This is a genomic window from Streptomyces sp. IMTB 2501, assembly GCF_001953885.1.
Classification (GTDB): domain Bacteria; phylum Actinomycetota; class Actinomycetes; order Streptomycetales; family Streptomycetaceae; genus Streptomyces.
On the sequence record NZ_MQUS01000001.1, the window covers coordinates 622,852 to 640,886 of the forward strand.

Annotated in this window: 14 protein-coding genes; 5 read left to right on the forward strand and 9 right to left on the reverse strand. The window is 70.9% G+C overall.

Going from position 1 to position 18,035, the window contains the following annotated elements:
* Positions 1-92: 92 nt before the first annotated feature.
* Complete coding sequence (locus tag AV521_RS02970; RefSeq protein ID WP_256725395.1) at positions 93-1,049, forward strand: hypothetical protein; 957 nt, start codon at positions 93-95, stop codon at positions 1,047-1,049.
* Between the two features lie 159 nt (positions 1,050-1,208).
* The gene (locus AV521_RS02975) at positions 1,209-4,583 is read left to right on the forward strand and encodes a pyruvate carboxylase (protein ID WP_076082827.1); all 3,375 of its coding nucleotides are present in this window, start codon (positions 1,209-1,211) and stop codon (positions 4,581-4,583) included.
* A gap of 282 nt (positions 4,584-4,865) precedes the next feature.
* On the opposite strand, the gene AV521_RS50390 is transcribed toward AV521_RS02975, so the two are convergent.
* The 9 genes from AV521_RS50390 to AV521_RS03010 form a co-directional block, all read right to left on the reverse strand.
* On the reverse strand, positions 4,866-4,991 hold the full coding sequence (locus AV521_RS50390; protein WP_256725396.1) for a hypothetical protein: 126 nt from the start codon (positions 4,989-4,991) through the stop codon (positions 4,866-4,868).
* 91 nt (positions 4,992-5,082) lie between these two features.
* Positions 5,083-5,205 (reverse strand): hypothetical protein, encoded by a 123-nt coding sequence (locus AV521_RS50395; RefSeq protein WP_256725397.1) that lies wholly within the window; start codon positions 5,203-5,205, stop codon positions 5,083-5,085.
* Between the two features lie 310 nt (positions 5,206-5,515).
* Positions 5,516-5,986: a hypothetical protein gene (locus tag AV521_RS02980; protein ID WP_076082829.1), complete on the reverse strand. Its 471-nt coding sequence runs from the start codon at positions 5,984-5,986 to the stop codon at positions 5,516-5,518.
* Between the two features lie 90 nt (positions 5,987-6,076).
* On the reverse strand, positions 6,077-6,853 hold the full coding sequence (locus tag AV521_RS02985; RefSeq protein ID WP_076082832.1) for a polysaccharide lyase family 7 protein: 777 nt from the start codon (positions 6,851-6,853) through the stop codon (positions 6,077-6,079).
* 125 nt (positions 6,854-6,978) lie between these two features.
* Entirely contained in the window at positions 6,979-8,187 is a 1,209-nt protein-coding gene (locus tag AV521_RS02990) for a chitinase (RefSeq protein WP_076082835.1), read from the reverse strand.
* Between the two features lie 131 nt (positions 8,188-8,318).
* Positions 8,319-10,490, reverse strand: a complete 2,172-nt coding sequence (locus AV521_RS02995; protein ID WP_371916995.1) for a TIM-barrel domain-containing protein — start codon at positions 10,488-10,490, stop codon at positions 8,319-8,321.
* A gap of 708 nt (positions 10,491-11,198) precedes the next feature.
* The gene (locus AV521_RS03000; RefSeq protein WP_076082841.1) at positions 11,199-11,639 is read right to left on the reverse strand and encodes a PaaI family thioesterase; all 441 of its coding nucleotides are present in this window, start codon (positions 11,637-11,639) and stop codon (positions 11,199-11,201) included.
* 59 nt (positions 11,640-11,698) lie between these two features.
* A complete protein-coding gene (locus AV521_RS03005; protein WP_076082844.1) occupies positions 11,699-11,914 on the reverse strand; it encodes a tautomerase family protein in 216 nt (71 codons plus the stop codon).
* Between the two features lie 34 nt (positions 11,915-11,948).
* A complete protein-coding gene (locus AV521_RS03010; protein ID WP_076082847.1) occupies positions 11,949-12,704 on the reverse strand; it encodes an SDR family oxidoreductase in 756 nt (251 codons plus the stop codon).
* Positions 12,705-12,843: 139 nt separating this feature from the next.
* Between AV521_RS03010 and AV521_RS03015 the strand changes: the two genes are divergently transcribed.
* The 3 genes from AV521_RS03015 (at position 12,844) to AV521_RS03025 (ending at position 17,869) form a co-directional block, all read left to right on the forward strand.
* On the forward strand, positions 12,844-13,716 hold the full coding sequence (locus tag AV521_RS03015) for a helix-turn-helix transcriptional regulator (RefSeq protein WP_076083514.1): 873 nt from the start codon (positions 12,844-12,846) through the stop codon (positions 13,714-13,716).
* A gap of 283 nt (positions 13,717-13,999) precedes the next feature.
* Entirely contained in the window at positions 14,000-15,130 is a 1,131-nt protein-coding gene (locus tag AV521_RS03020) for a GNAT family N-acetyltransferase (protein WP_256725399.1), read from the forward strand.
* Positions 15,131-15,229: 99 nt separating this feature from the next.
* Positions 15,230-17,869, forward strand: a complete 2,640-nt coding sequence (locus AV521_RS03025; protein WP_076082851.1) for a glycosyl hydrolase — start codon at positions 15,230-15,232, stop codon at positions 17,867-17,869.
* Positions 17,870-18,035 lie beyond the last annotated feature (166 nt).

Below are 18,035 nucleotides of genomic sequence, written 5' to 3' on the forward strand. Positions count from 1 at the left end.
AAAAACGCTCTGCGACCGGAATGCCGGGAGCAGGGTTCAAAGGGGGCGATGGACGTGTCGGCGGAGCCGAAGGCGATGGGCTGCCGTGTCTCATGACGACTGAAGGGCGCATCCCATGGTGCCGGCCGCTGCTCGCAAGGCTCGTCCGGTTCACCGGGCGCACCCTCAGGGGCGAGTGGCACTCCATCGTCGTCGACCCGGTGCAACGCCTCATGCACCGCGGACTGTCCGGCCTCCTGCTGGGGTTCGTCGCCGCGTTCGGCGTCGTCTTCTTCCATGACATCGCCCAGCACCCACTGGGCACGAAGTGGGTGACGTGGCTCGGCGGCGTCAGGGCCGATCTGCCGCTGTGGCTCTCCCTGCTGCGTACGCCCGTGTCGCTGTACGTCCCCGCGCTGGACCTGCCCGTGTGGGCGGGCATCACCCAGCTGTTCCTCGCCTTCGCGCTCGCCGAGGTCGTCCTGGGCCGCGCCCGCACCCTGGCGGTTGCCTACGCCACCACCGTGGCCGGCACGCTCACCGCACGCGTGATGATCGCGCTGGGCCCCGGCTGGTGGGGCTTCGGGCTGCCACACGAGTACGGGCAGGTGCTGGACACCGGCCCCTCCGCGGCCGTGGTCGGCCTGTTCACCTATCTCGCGGTGGTCAAACGCGCGCCCGTGGTGTTCTCGCTGACCGGCGGCTCGATGGTGTGGGAGTCCATCGCCGTCCCCAACCTGGCCGGCCGCGAGCATCTGATCGCCGTGGGCTCGGCGATCCTCCTCGGCCTCCTGCACGGCCGCCGCCCAGCCCTCCAGGCGCGCCTGCGGTCCCTGCTGCGCATCCGGGAGCGAGGGTTCGCGTCCACCGTGCCGCCGGTGAGCCCGGCGCCCGCGCCGGAAGAGCCGTCGGTGATCCCCGCTCCCGCGTCCCAGGAGGCGCCCGTGATCCCCGTGCCCGCCGCCGAAGAGCCGTCGGTGATCCCCGCGCCTGCGCCGTCCCCGTCCCTGCCCGCTCAGACGGCCGCCGAGCGTTCCCAGGACGCGGCGATGACGTCCCTGGAACGCTGATTCCACCGCGCGCGCCCGTGTGGCGCCCCCCACCTCGTCAATGTGATGGTTTTCGCACGTCGACACGCGCGGGCACCCCCTAAGGTTGCCGCGAGGTACGGCAGGGCGTGGCTGACACCATGGTGTTCGTCGCCGGCAGGCAGCTGAAGGGAATCCAGGATGTTCCGCAAGGTGCTGGTCGCCAACCGTGGAGAGATCGCGATCCGCGCGTTCCGGGCGGGCTACGAACTCGGCGCGCGCACCGTCGCCGTGTTCCCGCACGAGGACCGCAACTCACTGCACCGGCTGAAGGCCGACGAGGCGTACGAGATCGGGGAGCCGGGGCACCCGGTGCGGGCCTACCTCTCCGTCGAGGAGATCGTGGGCGCCGCCCGCCGGGCCGGTGCCGACGCCGTGTACCCGGGCTACGGCTTCCTGTCCGAGAACCCCGAACTGGCCCGCGCCTGCGAGGAGGCGGGCATCACCTTCGTCGGCCCGAGCGCCGCCACCCTGGAACTGACCGGCAACAAGGCCCGCGCGGTCGCCGCCGCCCGCGCCGCCGGTGTACCCGTGCTCGGCTCCTCCCAGCCCTCCACCGACGTGGACGAACTCGTGGGCGCCGCCGAGGAGATCGGCTTCCCCGTCTTCGTCAAGGCCGTCGCGGGCGGCGGCGGGCGCGGTATGCGCCGCGTGGAGGAACCCGCCCAGCTGCGCGAGTCCATCGAGGCCGCCTCCCGTGAGGCCGCCTCCGCGTTCGGCGACCCGACCGTCTTCCTGGAGAAGGCCGTCGTCGACCCACGCCACATCGAGGTGCAGATCCTCGCCGACGGCGAGGGCAACGTCATCCACCTCTACGAGCGTGACTGCTCGCTCCAGCGCCGCCACCAGAAGGTCATCGAACTGGCCCCCGCGCCCAACCTCGACCCCGGGGTGCGGGAGCGGATCTGCGACGACGCCGTACGCTTCGCCCGCGAGATCGGCTACCGCAACGCGGGCACCGTCGAGTTCCTCCTCGACCGCGACGGCAACCACGTCTTCATCGAGATGAACCCCCGCATCCAGGTCGAGCACACCGTGACCGAGGAAGTCACGGACGTCGACCTGGTCCAGGCCCAGCTGCGGATCGCCTCCGGGGAGACCCTCACCGACCTCGGCCTCGCCCAGGACACCATCACCCTGCGCGGCGCCGCCCTCCAGTGCCGTATCACCACCGAGGACCCCGCCAACGGCTTCCGCCCGGACACCGGCCGGATCAGCGCCTACCGTTCCCCGGGCGGCTCCGGCATCCGCCTGGACGGCGGCACCACCCACGCCGGTACGGAGATCAGCGCGCACTTCGACTCGATGCTGGTCAAACTCACCTGCCGCGGCCGGGACTTCAGGGCCGCCGTCGGCCGCGCCCGGCGTGCCGTGGCCGAGTTCCGCATCCGCGGCGTGGCCACCAACATCCCGTTCCTGCAGGCCGTCCTGGACGACCCCGACTTCCAGGCGGGCCGGGTCACCACCTCCTTCATCGAGCAGCGCCCGCACCTGCTGACCGCCCGCTCCTCCGCCGACCGCGGCACCAAGCTGCTCACCTTCCTCGCCGACGTGACGGTCAACAAGCCGCACGGCGAACGCCCCGACCTGCTCGACCCCGTCACCAAGCTGCCGCCGCTGCCGGCCGGCGAGCCCGCCGCCGGCTCCCGCCAGCTGCTGGTCGGCCTCGGCCCCGAGGGCTTCGCCCGGCAGCTGCGCGAGTCGCCGACCATCGGCGTCACCGACACCACCTTCCGCGACGCCCACCAGTCCCTGCTCGCCACCCGCGTGCGCACCAAGGACCTCCTCGCCGTCGCCCCAGTCGTCGCCCGCACCCTGCCGCAGCTGCTGTCCCTGGAGTGCTGGGGCGGCGCGACGTACGACGTGGCGCTGCGCTTCCTCGCCGAGGACCCCTGGGAGCGGCTGGCCGCCCTGCGCGAGGCCGTGCCCAACATCTGTCTCCAGATGCTGCTGCGCGGCCGTAACACCGTGGGCTACACCCCGTACCCGACCGAGGTGACCGACGCCTTCGTCCAGGAGGCCGCCGCCACCGGCATCGACATCTTCCGCATCTTCGACGCCCTCAACGACGTCGGCCAGATGCGCCCCGCCATCGAGGCCGTACGCGAGACCGGCACCGCGGTCGCCGAGGTCGCCCTCTGCTACACCGCCGACCTCAACGACCCGAACGAGCGCCTGTACACCCTCGACTACTACCTGCGCCTCGCCGAGCAGATCGTAGAGGCCGGCGCCCATGTCCTCGCGGTCAAGGACATGGCCGGACTGCTGCGCGCCCCGGCCGCCGCCAAGCTCGTCTCCGCGCTGCGCCGCGAGTTCGACCTGCCCGTGCACCTGCACACGCACGACACGGCCGGCGGCCAGCTCGCCACCTACCTCGCCGCGATCCAGGCGGGCGCGGACGCGGTGGACGGCGCGGTCGCCTCCATGGCCGGTACGACCTCGCAGCCGTCGCTGTCGGCGCTCGTCGCCGCCACCGACCACTCCGACCGCCCCACCGGGCTCGATCTGCAGGCGGTCGGCGACCTGGAGCCGTACTGGGAGGGTGTCCGCAGGATCTACGCCCCGTTCGAGGCGGGCCTCGCCTCCCCGACCGGCCGGGTCTACCACCACGAGATCCCCGGCGGCCAGCTGTCCAACCTGCGCACCCAGGCTGTCGCGCTCGGCCTCGGCGACCGCTTCGAGGACATCGAGGCGATGTACGCGGCCGCCGACCGCATCCTCGGCCGCCTGGTCAAGGTCACCCCGTCCTCGAAGGTGGTCGGTGACCTGGCCCTGCACCTGGTCGGTGCCGGAGTCTCCCCGGAGCACTTCGAGGCGACCCCCGACAGGTTCGACATCCCGGACTCGGTCATCGGCTTCCTGCGCGGCGAACTCGGCACCCCGCCCGGCGGCTGGCCCGAGCCGTTCCGCACCAAGGCGCTCCAGGGCCGGGCCGCGGCCAAGCCCGCGCCCGAACTGTCCGCCGAGGACCGTGAGGGACTGGCGAAGGACCGCCGGGCCACCCTCAACCGGCTGCTGTTCCCCGCCCCGACACGGGAGTTCGACACCCACCGGCAGGCCTTCGGCGACACCAGCGTCCTGGACAGCAAGGCCTTCTTCTACGGCCTGCGCCCGGCCAAGGAGTACGCCGTCGACCTGGAGCCCGGCGTCCGGCTGCTCATCGAACTGCAGGCGGTCGGCGAGGCGGACGAACGCGGTATGCGCACCGTGATGTCCACGCTCAACGGCCAACTGCGCCCCATCCAGGTCCGCGACCGCGCCGCGGCCTCGGACGTACCGGTGACGGAGAAGGCCGACCGCACCAACTCCGGCCATGTGGCGGCGCCGTTCGCCGGCGTGGTGACCCTCGCCGTGACGGAGGGCGACGAGGTGGCGGCCGGTGCCACCGTAGCCACCATCGAGGCGATGAAGATGGAGGCCGCCATCACCGCCCCCAAGGCAGGCCGAATCTCCCGCCTGGCCATCAACCGCATCCAGCAGGTGGAGGGCGGCGACCTACTGGTCGAACTGGCCTGATTGGCTGCGCGACCAGCCACAACGCTCCCGCGGACGGCCGACGGCACATCACGGCAGACGCCGACCCGCACGGCCCTGCGAGCGGAGCGCCAACCCAGCGACGAGCAGATTCGGATCCCGTTGCCTGAAGTACGCCGCCCCCGGCACGGTCGTCCCGTGACCGGTGAAGGCGAAGTCGTCGACGCCGTCGAGACCGCGTGCCCGCGTCCACCGCGTGCCCGCGCCTCGACGGGTCCGGCGGAGCCGTTCTCGCGGACCGGGATGCGCAGCAGCGTGCCGCGGTCATACGGCGTCGTCGTGGATCTTGACGCCGTTGACTCCGAAGCCGGGGCGGGCGCGGGGAGCGGAGCGAGGGCCGTGCCGGTCGCCCAGGCCGTGGCCGGGCCGCCCTGCTGCGGGACGAGCCATACCGTGCCGCGTACCGAGTCGGTGGCGTACAGCATCCCGCGCTGCTCGTCGAGAACCAGGCCGTCGGGGAATCCGTTCGGCGGCAACTCGGTCATCTGCGGATGCCGGTCCGTCTGGTGCCGGTGGCGAAACCGGCGTACAGCGTGCCGTCGTGCGCGCGGGCGAGTCCGGTGACGAGGGCGCTGTGGACCACGGGAGTGGCCGGTTGGGGCACGTTCGGCAGGGTCGCGCGGATCCGGGTGGTGCCGTCCGGTTCGAGCGCGATGTTCTCGGGGTCTGGCCGGCGGCAAGAACGAAGTGGGTGACGATGCGCGTACCGGTGATCAGGGGCTCGTCGCCGACGGCCGGGGCCGCCGCGGTCAGGCCGAGCGCGAGCACGGCCGTGGCGGCGCCGGCCAGGCGAGGGAGTCAGGGCATCTGACCTCTCTTCGGACGCCGCACGGGGCGCCGCGGACAAGGTCACACGGACATGACGGCGAAGATCGCCGGTCGCACGGGACACGCCGGAGGCGGGAGCCGGGGCGTCAGTCCCAGAGCGGGTAGATCATGACCTGCTTGAAGCCGTCCGGCCGGGCACCGGTGTAGGTCAGGCTCATCAGCGTGTAGTGCTGCACCTGCGGCTGCTTCTTCCAGGGCCTCGGGTCGTCGAGCCGTACGGTCACCGGGTAGGAGTGGAAGTGGCCGGCCGCGCAGTACGGCTTGCAGTCATTGACCATGTTCACACCTGTGGCCGTCGCTCCGTGCGGGCCCCACTGCGACCAGTGGAGCCCGTTGAGGCGGCTGTTGCCGTCGCCGCAGGCCAGGATGAAGTCGGTGGGGCGGACGTTCTTGTGCCAGGTGCAGTCGACGAGGACGGGACGCGGGCGCTGGGCCTTGGCTGCCAGGGACGCCGTGGTGGTGGGCGGACTCGCCGAAGCCGGTGCCGTTGTCATGGCCGCCGTCACAAGGGCCCCTGCCGCGAGGATGACTGCTGTTCCTGTCACTGATCCGCGCATGGTCGCTCCCACCCGTCGTGCTGTGTCCGACCTCACACGACGCTACGGCGCTACGGCCGATTCCACCAGTCGCGCAGGTCGGGCCGCGTGTCAGCCATGTTTGACGGTCAGGCCGTAGAACGCGACACGGGCGCCGTTGGTGGTGCTGTCCGAGGAGGACTGGTTGTAGGAACCGGCCTTGAAGTACTGCTTGTACTGGTTGAACGGCGAAGGAATGGCGTAGTGGGTGGTGGTGCCGTTGACCGTCAGGTCGATGGTGTTCCCACCCGAGACGGCGATGGTGTAGTTCCAGGTAGTGCCGATCGGCACATGTCCCACGGTGTGCGGAGTCTGCCCGCCGGACGGCGAGTTCTCCGTACCGAGGACGATGTCACCGTTGGAGTGGTAGTAGAGCTCCAGCAGCGGCTTGGTGGAGGAGCCGCCACTGCCGAGGTGGATCTGGCCGACGCACACGTTCTTCGTCACGGACACCACGCGCAGGGTCGCGGTCATCTTGTGCGAACCGGACAGCGTCCAGTCGGCGGGGCTGCCGTCGCGGTTCATCTCGCGCAGCTCGGAGCGGGCGTAGTTGGAGTTCGGCGTGGTGACGCCCTTCTCGGGCGCCCAGAAGGTCATCGCCCCGTCATGGGTGTCGGTGTAGAAGTACGCGTCCTGGTAGCCGTTCGCGCCCTGGAGCCGGGACGACGGGATGGTGGTCGGGCTGCCGGGGGAGCCTACGGGCTCCTGCAGCTCCCAGACCGACAGGTCGAAGTTGCCGCCGGGTGCGACATGGGGGTCGGCGGCTACGGCGCTGGGGCTGCCGAGCAGGAAGAGGGTGAGGGCGAGGCCCGCGGTGGTCGGCGCCGCGAGGAGCCGGGATCGGGTCATGGGGGGTCCCTTCGTCGGACCGGATGTCGAACCGAAGGATGCGTTCAGCATTCTGAACGCTGAACGCATCCTTGGTCGCCGGTGACCCGAGAAGCTAGAGGTCTGAACCAGACCCGTCAAGAGGTTCAGCAGGCGCCCTCGTCCTGCCACGGCCCCCATTGCGAGGCGCCGGGCACCTCGTTCTGGGTCCACCACTTGGCCTTCCAGTTGTGGTTCCCGTACGAGACCTCGTTGCCGGCCGTGTACACCGCCGAAGCGCTCCAGGCGGTCTTGCAGGAGGTGGGAGTGGGTGTCGGCGTGGGGGTCGGGGTGGTGCTCGGCGGGGTGGCTCCCGCGAACTTCACCGAGTACTTGGCGAAGTCCCAGTCGCTCTGTGCCACGCTGGAGCAGGTGCCCGACGTGCGACCGCCGTTGTCCGGCGGGCTGCACTGCCGGTCGCGGTTCAGGGACCAGAACGTGAACCGGTCCATGTTGTGGCTCGTCGCGTAGTCCAGCACGGTCTGGAAGTCGGCCTGGGTGAAGATCTCGCCCGTGTCGCTGCGGCCGTTCATGCCCGAGAAGCCCTCGTGGGCGTAGGCGGTGGCCTGGTCCCAGCCGAAGGTGGACTGCAGGATCGAGTTGAAGTTGGTCAGCGCACTGGTCTGGCTCGCGGCCCCGTTGAAGCCGCCGTCGAACGGCATGATGGAGAAGTTGTTCGGGGTGAAGCCCTGGGACTTGGCCTCCAGCAGCATCTGCTTGCCGAACCAGCCGGTGCCGTCCGCGGTTCCGGCCGTCGTCACCGAGACGTACAGCCCCGGGTTGTTCTGCTGGAGGATCTTGGCGGCGCCGATCTCGTTGTGGATCGCGGCCGTGTTCTCGTACTCCGGCTCCTCCAGGTCGAAGTCGATCGCGTGCAGGCCGTACTTGGTGATGACCTGCTGGTACGCCGCCGCCGTGGACGCCGGGTCGGCGCAGGCCTGGCCGAGCTTCGTCCCGCCGTAGCCACCGATGGATATGGACACGTCTCCGCCCTTGGCGCGGATCGTGTTGATCGTCGACTGCACGGCCGTGTCCGAGGACACGGGCGCGGTGCCGCCCCAAGTGGGCGAGCAGCCGCCGCCGTTGGGGGCGAGGATGAAGGCCAGCTGGAAGGCCTTGAGGCCGGTGGCGTCCATGATGGCGCCCGGGTCCGGCGGGTCGTTGTCCAGCGGCATCAGATAGGGGGCGGCGGCGTACCACCGGTTGCTGAGCGCGGTGGTCGCGCCCGAGGCGTTGCTCGCGACGAGCGCGGTGGTGCCCGCGGCGGCCAGTGTGACGGCCGCCGCCGCGCCCAGACATGCCCGAAGACGTCTCACTGCGTGCCTCCAGAGGGTGGGGGTGGGGAGGTCCCCAGAGCAGGGGAGCCCCACCCTCCGGGAGCTGTTGCGGTCACGTCAATAAGTTGGACTAGACCAGCGCACTCTTTGGACTAGACCATACGATTCCTTTACTGCTCGTCGACCAGGCGCACAGTGAAGGTCCGCTCCAGTGACAGACTCGGTGTGGTGACGGTCGTGACATGTGTGCCGGAGTCGTACGACCAGGCGGAGGCGGGCAGTTGGCGGCCGTCGAGCAGGACCCGCCGGGGCGCCGAGTCGCCGTGCACGGTGAACCGGTAGGCGCGGGCGTCCACCTTGCCGGCGTAGTCACCCTTGCTCGCGCCCACCGAGACGGTCGTCCCGTGGCCGTCGGTGTGCACGGACACCTGCTGGCCGGCGGCCGCGCCCCTGGCGAAGTCGCGGGTCACCCCGTCGTCCTCGTACAGGGTGTAGCGGCTCGTGCCGTGGGCCGCCGGATACAGGTCCCAGTCCAGCTCGTGCCGGTCCCGGGTCTGCCAGCTCGTCGTCCCCTTCGGCCACATCGGTACGATCGCGCCCTCGCGCACGAACAGCGGAAGCGTGTCGAGCGGGGCGTGATAGCCGTTGACCGTGGTCGGGCCCTGGTAGGTGCGCCCGGTCCAGTAGTCGGTCCAGGTGCCCTTCGGCAGATAGATGCCGTCCCTGGTGTCGGAGTCCTGGTAGACGGGGGCGACAAGGAAGTCGCGCCCGGACAGGAACTCGTACTTCGCCTGGTCCGACAGGGTGCCCGGGTCGTCCGGGTACTCCAGCCACAGCGGACGCACCGCGCCCACCCCGGTCTTCGCGGCCTCGGCCGACAGTGTGTACATGTACGGCAGCAACTGCTCCTTCAGCTGCAGGTACTTGCGGTTGATCGAGGTGTACGGCTCTCCGTCCAGCCAGGGCTGCTGGTCGGCGGGCTTCTTGGTGGTGAGGTCGGTCGCCCAGCCGTCCATGGTCATGATGGCCGGCAGGAACGCCTTCCACTGCAGGTCACGGGCGTACATCTTCGCGTCGTGACGGAAGATGCTGCCCACGTCACCGGTGTTGTAGGCGATACCGGACATGGTCGCCCCGGCGTACGTCGGGATCTGCCAGCGGATGTAGTCCCAGGACAGCTTCTGATCGCCGCTCCACAGCACACCGCAGCGCTGGGCGCCGGCCCAGGACACCGGCAGCCAGACGAAACCGCGTGCGTCGCTGTTGTCCTCGATGCCCTTCTTCGCCGCGTCGCACGCGTCGAGCGCGAACTTGTAGCCGTTGCCGACCCAGGCCACGTCCAGCTTGGCCACCCGCTGACCCGCCTTGACCTGGTCGGCGAGCTTGTCGATGCCGTCCTGGGTCCACAGGCCGAGCTGGGCGTGGTGGTCCTGCAGGCCCTTGGCCGTCTGCTCCAGGTTCTCGTACCCGCAGCCGTAGCCGTCGTTGACCAGCATCCAGCCGAGCGGCATCTGGTGCTCGGTGTACCCCTCGGCGATCTTCAGCGCGTCCAGGGTGTGCCGCTCGCTGCGGTTGGCGTTGTGCAGATAGCAGTCGGAGTCGCCGGGTTCGAGGCCGTACACCGGCGGCATGAACGGCTTGCCAACCAACTGCGTGTACTTGCTGATCACGTGCTTGGCGTCACCGAGGAAGTAGTAGGCGTCCAGGCGCCGTTCCTGCTGTCCAGTGGTGACCGGCGAGCCGAAGGTGTACACGCCCGGGGCGAAGGTGTTGCGGAAGGCGCCGTAGCCCGCGCTGGAGAGATAGAAGGGCTGGGAGTTGTTGTAGCCGCCCTCGTCCCAGTTGAAGCTGTTGGACACGTACATGGTCTGCCCGCGGTGCGAGAAACTGCCGTTCTGCTCTCCGCCGCCGAAGAACTGCTCGTCCGCGCCTCGCGTGAGGCTCTGCCGCATCCCGCCGGTCGACCAGCGCAGCGGCTTGTCCTCCTGCCAGATCCGGGTTCGGTTGTCGGGTCTGTACAGCCCGAAGCGCAGCGGCTTCTTGTACACGCGCAGCACGGCCTGCGGGGAGCGGATGCCGTAGTAGTCACCCGTGTCGAAGGACGAGGTGCGCCGCTCCACTGCGGGCTGTGTGCGCACGATCGCGGTGCCCGCCGGATCGCTCAGCGAACCTGACGGGTCGGCCTGCAGGCGTAGTTGACCGTCTGTCAGGAAATCTGCCCTCGCGGTGAGCTGCCCCGCCTTGACGGTGTAGCTGCCTTCGCCGCCGGAGAACGACGTGAGATCGCCGGCGTCCGTGGTGGCGGGCAGATACGCCGTGCCCGTGAAGGAGCTGCCGTGCACGTCGTACGGCACGACCAGTACGTGGTACGTCCCCGACGCCCGCGGGATCACCGTGGCCTCCGGGTCGGCGGTACCCGCGCTGGACGCCACCTGCTTGCCGTGGTCGTCGTACACATACAGGTCGAAGTCGTCGGAGGGCTTCTCCCACCTGATCGACAGCGGGACGCCGCCCTCGGGGTTGTCGTCCCAGTAGCCGTCCGGCACCGAGACCGTCAGGTCGAAGCGGTCGCAGACCTTGTTGCCGGGGTCGGCGGCCGCGTCGGGACAGCTCTCGGTGCCCCCGCCGGTGCCTTTGGCGTAGGCCGGGCTCTGCCAGCTGACACTGCCGTGAGCGGGGTCGAGCACGGCGCCGGAGGCGGTGGCGGCGTGGGCGGGTGCCGGGGCGGCGAGCACGGTGGCCGCCAGGGCGGTCGCCAGCCCCAGCGGTGCCCAGGCCGGCCACGGCACACGGTGGCGCAGTCTTCGTGGTCTTTGCACGGCGGAACAACTCCCCTCGCAGCACTGCGGACTGACTGTTCTTGCGGGCTGTTGCTCGGACACGCTTGAAAAGAGCTTCAATCGAGCAACTTCACGCACGAAGACTCGGGGTTAATGCAGGTTCATGTCAAGAGTGCGGGCCGGGGGCGGGCATGCGGCCGGGGAGCCGTGGCGGGCGTGAAGAAGGCCGGTCCCCATGAGGGCGGGGACCGGCCTTCGGGCGTGGGTCGTTCAGCCGGCGTTCTTCCGGAGCACGATCTGGGTCTGCGTGGTCTGGCCGACCAGCCGGTCCCGGTCGTCCCGCAGATCCGTCTGCACCACGATGAGTGTGCCGCCGAGGTGCAGCGGCCGGGCGGTGGCATGCACGTGCCCGGCGGTGACCGCCCGCAGGAAGTTGGTCTTCGACTCCACCGTCGACGTACCGGCCGCCCCCTCGGGCAGGTTGAGGTACGCGCAGACCGCCCCGACGCTGTCGGCGAGCGCCATCAGCGCCCCGCCGTGCAGGGCACCCCCGGCCGTACACGCCTCTGGGGACCAGGCCAGCGAGCCGACGGTGCGCTCGGCGGTGGCCTCCTTCAGTTCGACACCCAGGCCGGCCGCGAACGGCATGGCGGCCAGCAGATCGGCGGGCCGAGGGAGGCCGTGCGGGGCGGGGGAGGACGAGGAGGGCATGGGCTGCCGCCTTTCGGGCTTTCGTGCTCGCGTGCGGGACGGATCGCGCCGGTCGGTCGTCAATCCTCGGGCGTCGGCCGGAGCTTGGCCAGGGTCAGCACACCGCCGCCGATGCTCCAGCCGCCGTCGGTGACCTCCTCGACCAGGACCATCGTGGTGGCGCGGGCCCGCTCGCCGTAGATCTCGATGTACAACTCGGTGGTACGGGTGACGATGAGCTCCTTCTGCTGCTCGTCCAGGCTTCCTGCGGGGATCTTGAAGTTCGCGAACGGCATGGCTTTGCTCCTTTGTCGAGTGTGTGTCAGAGGGTCAGACCAGGCCGCCGTTGGCGCGCACGACCTGGCCGTTGATCCAGTGGCCGGCCGGGGAGGCGAGGAACGCCACCACCTCGGCGATGTCCGCGGGCGTGCCGAGGCGCTGCAACGGGGGCTGCGCCGCCAGCCGCGCGACGGTCTCCTCGTCCTTGCCGTCCAGGAACAGATCGGTGGCCGTCGGCCCTGGGGCCACGGTGTTCACGGTGACGTCCCGGCCGCGCAGTTCCCGGGCCAGCACCAGGGTGAGGGCCTCGACCGCGCCCTTGCTCGCGGAGTAGGCGCCGTACCGCGGGAACGCCAGGCTCACCACGGAGCTGGAGAAGGCGACGAACGAGCCGCCCCGGCGCAGCGTGCGTGCCGCTTCCCGCGCGACCACGAACGTGCCGCGGACGTTGGTGCGATGCAGCGCGTCCAGCTCATCGAGGTCCAGTTCGGCGATCGGCGCGAGATACATCCGGCCCGCCGCGTGGATCACGATGTCCACGCCGCCGAACCGCGTGGCTGCCGTCCCGAACAATTCGGCGACCTGCTGTTCGTCGGCGACGTCGGCGCGCACGGCGACCGCCCGGCCGCCGGCCGCGGTGACCTCCTTGACGGCGGCCTCGGCCAGGTCGCGGTTGCCCGCGTACCCGAGCACGACGGCGTGGTCGTCGGCGGCGAGCCGGCTCACGGTCGCCCGGCCGAGGCCGCGCGAACCTCCGGTGACGACGGCGACGCGGGGCGCCGAGGGGGCGGTTGCTCCGGTGGTCATGAGATCTCCAGTCGCTGGGGCCGGGCCCTGGGCAGGTGATCCCACCCTGGGCCTCCGTACCGGCGGCAGCCACGGCTGCGCTCACCCTGGGGTCGGCAACCCCTGGCTACGGCCGCCCCGGGGCGGGACGATGGACGGCGTGAACCATGCCGAGCTGGCCGCCTTCCTGAAGTCCCGGCGCGACCGGGTCCGCCCCACCGACGTCGGCCTGCCGACGGGCCCCCGCCGCCGGGTGCCGGGCCTGCGCCGCGAGGAGGTGGCCCAGCTGGCCGGGCTGTCCGCCGACTACTACACCGAGCTGGAGCGGGGCCGCGGCGCCCAGCCCTCCGCGCAGGTGCTGGCCGCCCTCGCCCGCGCCCTGCGGCTCGGCGGCGACGAACGCGACCATCTCTTCCATCTCGCCGAACGCCCGCTACCGCCCGCCGCGAGCGGACCGACGGCGCTCGTCCAGCCCGCTCTGCTCGGCCTGCTGGACCGGCTCACCACGACCCCCGCCCAGGTCATCACCGACCTGCACGAGCCCCTCGCGCAGAACCCGCTCGCCGTGGCGCTGCTCGGTGCGATGCCGAGCGGACGCGGGCCGCACCGGAGCTTCGTCCACCGCTGGTTCACCGACCCCGCCGCCCGGGGCCTGTACCCGGCCGAGGACCATCCGCACCACTCACGCGTGTTCACCGCCGACCTACAGGCGGTCGCGGCCCGGCGCGCCAAGGACGCCGACGTCACGCGGCTCGTGGCCGCGCTGCGCCGGCGCAGCGCGGAGTTCGCCGAGCTGTGGGAGCAGCGCGAGGTGGCCCTGCGCCGCACCGACCACAAGCGGATCGTCCACCCCGCGCTCGGCGTCATCGAGCTGGACTGCCACAGCCTCTTCAGCGAGGACGGCCGTCAGCGGCTGCTGTGGTTCAGCGCTCCGCCGGGTACCGAGGGAGCCGCCCGGCTCGAACTGCTGTCGGTGATCGGCACACAGGATCTGAGCACCACGGCCGGTGAGCCGGGGCACCGGCCCCGCTGAGGAATCCCTTTACAAAGGGTTGGCCCCGATGTCCGCAGACCCGTGGCGGATCATCCGTCGCCTGAGGCACCCTTGACGGAGTGCGTACTGTTTCGCGAGCTTTGAGCAGTCGCGCACGGAGGGGATTTCCGCGCACATCGGAACCAGTGGCAGGACGCGCCCGGCGCGTCATGGGGGGAGCGGTCGCCCATGCGATCCATGAGCCATGATCCACACGCCTCACCGGCCCGTGCCGTCTCCGGCACACCGCTTACAGGGCCTGCGGAAGGGCGGTCGAACTGAGGTGGAGATCAGCATCCACAGACCCGGCGAGCTGACACCCGAACTGCGCGGGGCCTGGCACCGCGCGATGGACGAGTCGCCCGAGTACGCCAACCCCTTCCTCGCCCCGGAGTTCGCGATCGGCGTCGGCCGGTACCGGGCCGGGGCGCGGGTGGCGGTCCTGCGCGAGGGCGGGACGCCCGCCGGCTTCTTTCCGTACGAGCGGGGGCCGTTCGGCACTGGACGCGCCATCGGGCTCGGACTGTCCGACTGCCAGGCCCTGGTGCACCGGCCCGGAGTCACCTGGGACGCCGGGGAACTGCTGCGGGCCTGCGGGCTCAGCATCTTCGAGTTCGACCATCTCGTCCACGAACAGCGGCCGTTCGCGCCACATGTCACCGGCACCTTCGCCTCACCGGTGATCGATGTGAAGCCCGGCGACGGCGGCTATCCGGAGTGGCTGCGCGGCACCTATCCGGGGCTGGCCAAGACGACCCTGAAGAAGGAACGGCGGCTCGGCCGGGACATCGGAGAGGTGCGGTTCGTGTTCGACGAGCGCGACCCGGACGTCCTGTGCACGCTCATGCGGTGGAAGTCCGCGCAATACCGCAGGACGGGCCGTATGGACCGGTTCGCCCGGCCGTGGATCGTCGGTCTGGTCGACCATCTCTTCCGGGTCCGCGAGGAGCACTTCACCGGGGTGCTGTCCGTGCTCTACGCGGGCGACCGGCCGGTCGCGGCCCACTTCGGCCCCCGGTCGAGCACGGTGCTGGCGGCCTGGTTCACCGCCTACGACCCCGAACTGCACTACTACTCACCGGGGTTGATGATGCATCTGCGTACCGCCGAGGCGGCCGCCCGGGCCGGGGTGACCCTGGTGGACCTGGGCCGCGGTGACAAGGAGTACAAGGACTGGCTCAAGACCCGCGAACTGCAGGTCGCCGAGGGCTTCGCCGCCCGTGCCCATCCAGTGGCGCTGGCTCAGCGGCTGTGGCGACGGCCGGTCCGCGGGCTGCGCAACACCGTGCTGGCCCACCCCGGGCTGCGTGAGCAGGCCGACCAACTGCTGAAAACGGTGGGCAGGTTCCGCACCCAGGGTGCGGCGGCCTCGCCGGCCGCCCGGAAGAACCGTCTCCCGGACCGTAGCTACTGACAGGTTCTCGTCAAAATTTGGCCAAACGGCGGATGTTTTCGGGCCAGAGTGGTCGGGTCTCCTGCGTCGGCAGCGTCGATGCATCCCGGGAGGCCCCTGGTGTCCGTACCAACCCGCAGAAGACGGTGGTTCACGCTCTGTGCGCTCACCGCGTCCGCCGCACTCGTCGCGATACCCCCGTCCGCCGCCTCCGGGCGCTCGGTGAGTCCCTTCGGTGTCCGCGTCCTCGGTCAACTGGCCAAGGAACGCGAGCAGTCGGTGGGTGCCAGTTCCCCGCACCTGGCGGCGGGCGGTGACCACGGCGACGAAGCGGACGAGATCGCCGAGGGCGCGGACCAGTACGCCGAGGCCCGCACCTCACCCGGTGTGGTCGCACCGGGCGCGTACGGCGCCGCCTGGCACGACCTCACCAGCCTCAGGAGCACGGGCGGCAGTTGGCGCAACATCACCGACCTGCCGTACGACTCCGACGATCCGCGCTACCGCGACATCGACTCCAACTCCAGTGGCGGCGGCGGAGACGTCACGGGCCGGATGGCGGCGATCGCGGCCGACGACGACGGCTACGTGTACGCGGGCAGCGCCGGCGGCGGAGTCTGGCGCTCGCGCACCGGGGGCGGCCACTGGCAGCCCATCAGTGACGGGCTGCCCGCCCAGTCCACCGGCGCCCTCGCCCTCGACGGCGCGGGCCGGCTGTGGCTGGGCACCGGTGAGGCCACCACCAACGCCGACGCCTATCCCGGCAGCGGCGTCTACGTCCTCACCCACCCGCACCACGGCACCTTCACCGCGCGCAGCCGGGTCGGCGGCGACGAGCTGGAGAGCACCACCATCCACGAGCTGCGCTTCGGCGGCGACACGGTGTGGGCGGCCACCGGCAAGGGCGTGTGGAGCCACTCCACCAAGCAGCTGGGCGGTCCCTGGAAGCTGGAGTTCGCGCCCAACCCCGACTATCTGCCGGGCGGTTCGAAGGCGAACGACCCGAGCGCCCCGTACAAGAACATCGCCAACGACATCGCCGTCGACCCCAAGGACCCCACCAAGGTGGTCCTCGCCGTCGGCTGGCGCAGCGGCGACGACTACAACGGCTTCTACACCAGGGCGGGCGGCGCCTGGACCCGGATCACCAGCGGCCTCGGTGACCTCCCGGCGGACGCGGCCAACGTCGGCAACGTCACCTTCGCCCGCTCCGCCGACGGCTCCCGCTACTACGCCATCGACCAGTCCCCGCAGCAGCTGAACACCAACCCGGACAGCGGCCTGGAGGGCATCTACGTCTCCAAGTCCGGCTCACCGACCGGCCCATGGACGCAGATCGCCGGCTACAAGGGCCTCGCCGCCGACAACTCCGCACTGACCACGGCCGGTTACATGCCCGGCGTCCAGGCCTGGTACAACCAGTTCCTCGCCGTCGACCCGAGCGACGCGCAGCACGTGTACGCCGGCCTGGAAGAGGTCTACGAGACCAACGACGGCGGCGGCACCTGGTCCACCGTCGGCCCGTACTGGAACTTCCCCTTCTCCTGCTGGAGCATCGACCCGTCCCGGCAGAGCGGCTCCTGCAGCCAGACCACCCACTCCGACCAGCACGGCGTCGCCATCGGCCGCTACGACGGCAAGAGCTTCGTGTACGTCGGCAACGACGGCGGTGTCTACAAGCGGCCGGTGAGCGGTGCCCAGGACGCCTCCGGACACGCCACCGACTGGACGTCCCTCAACGACGGCACCATCGACACCCTGCAGTACTACTCCGTCGGCATCGGCAAGGACCTCGACCACGGCGGCCTCGCCGTCACCGGCGGCCTCCAGGACAACGGCCAGTCCATCCTGCGCGGCAACGACACGGTCATGGGCTCCAACTTCGGCGGCGACGGCGGCGACACGCTCACCGATCCGGCCAACGGCTGCGACATCGCCCAGGAGTACGTCTACCTCGCCGTCCAGGTCACCCAGAACTGCGCCGTGAACGACGGCAGTTGGACCACGGACGCGACCAAGGCCACCTCGTACGCCGTCGCCCCGCCCGACAACGCCACCAGCGAGGCCCGCTTCATCGCCCCGCTCGCGGCGGACATGAAGAACGGTGACACCTGGATCGCCGGCGGTCGCCACATCTGGGTCCAGACCCATGGCTACGCCATCCGCAGCGGCTCCGAGTGGACCAGCGTGCACGACTTCGGCGCCGGCCGCACCGCGACCGCCGTCGCCGCGTCCGGCGGCAGGATCTACGCCGCCTGGTGCGGCCCCTGCAACAACCAGGGCTTCGCCCGCGGTATCGCCGTCGGCAACGCGGACGGCACCGGCTGGCACGACATCAGCCTGCCCGTCGACGGGACCGTGCCCAACCGCTACCTGAGCGGCTTCGCCGTCGACCCGAAGAACGCCGACCATGTCTTCCTCACCGTCAACGGCTTCTCCCGGCACTGGACCGAGGGCCCCGGCGCGGGCGTCGGCCATGTCTTCGAGTCCACCGACGGCGGCACCACCTGGAAGGACATCTCGGCCAACCTGCCCGACGTGCCCACCGACTCCGCCCTGGTCATGGCGGACGGCGGCCTCGCCGTCGCCACCGACCTCGGCGTCGTCCACCGCGCGCCGGGCCGCACCACCTGGCAGCGCGTCGGCAGCCTGCCGGCCGTGGCGGTACTCCAGCTGAAGACGAGCCCGGACGGCGGCACGCTGTACGCCGCGACGCACGGCCGGGGCATCTACACCGTGAAGGTGTGCGACCTCCGCTGACCGCTGGAACGCACCGGAGGGGTGGCCCCTGAGCAGCAGGGGTCACCCCTCCCGCGCGAACCGGGCGGCGCGGGGCCGGGTCCGGCATGCGGCTACCGCCGGAATGGGGCCCCCGAGGTTCGAGCGAAGCCGAGAACTCGGGGAAGCGAGCAGCCACGTCGAGTCC

Bases quoted from the DNA above. Each gene is read 5' to 3' on its own strand.
- AV521_RS02970 (WP_256725395.1), top strand. From the start codon at position 93: ATGACGACTGAAGGGCGCATCCCATGGTGCCGGCCGCTGCTCGCAAGG.
- AV521_RS50390 (WP_256725396.1), bottom strand. From the start codon at position 4,991: ATGGCTCGTCCCGCAGCAGGGCGGCCCGGCCACGGCCTGGGCGACCGG.
- AV521_RS03010 (WP_076082847.1), bottom strand. From the start codon at position 12,704: ATGACCACCGGAGCAACCGCCCCCTCGGCGCCCCGCGTCGCCGTCGTC.
- AV521_RS02985 (WP_076082832.1), bottom strand. From the start codon at position 6,853: ATGACCCGATCCCGGCTCCTCGCGGCGCCGACCACCGCGGGCCTCGCC.
- AV521_RS03000 (WP_076082841.1), bottom strand. From the start codon at position 11,639: ATGCCCTCCTCGTCCTCCCCCGCCCCGCACGGCCTCCCTCGGCCCGCC.
- AV521_RS03005 (WP_076082844.1), bottom strand. From the start codon at position 11,914: ATGCCGTTCGCGAACTTCAAGATCCCCGCAGGAAGCCTGGACGAGCAG.
- AV521_RS02980 (WP_076082829.1), bottom strand. From the start codon at position 5,986: ATGCGCGGATCAGTGACAGGAACAGCAGTCATCCTCGCGGCAGGGGCC.
- AV521_RS02975 (WP_076082827.1), top strand. From the start codon at position 1,209: ATGTTCCGCAAGGTGCTGGTCGCCAACCGTGGAGAGATCGCGATCCGC.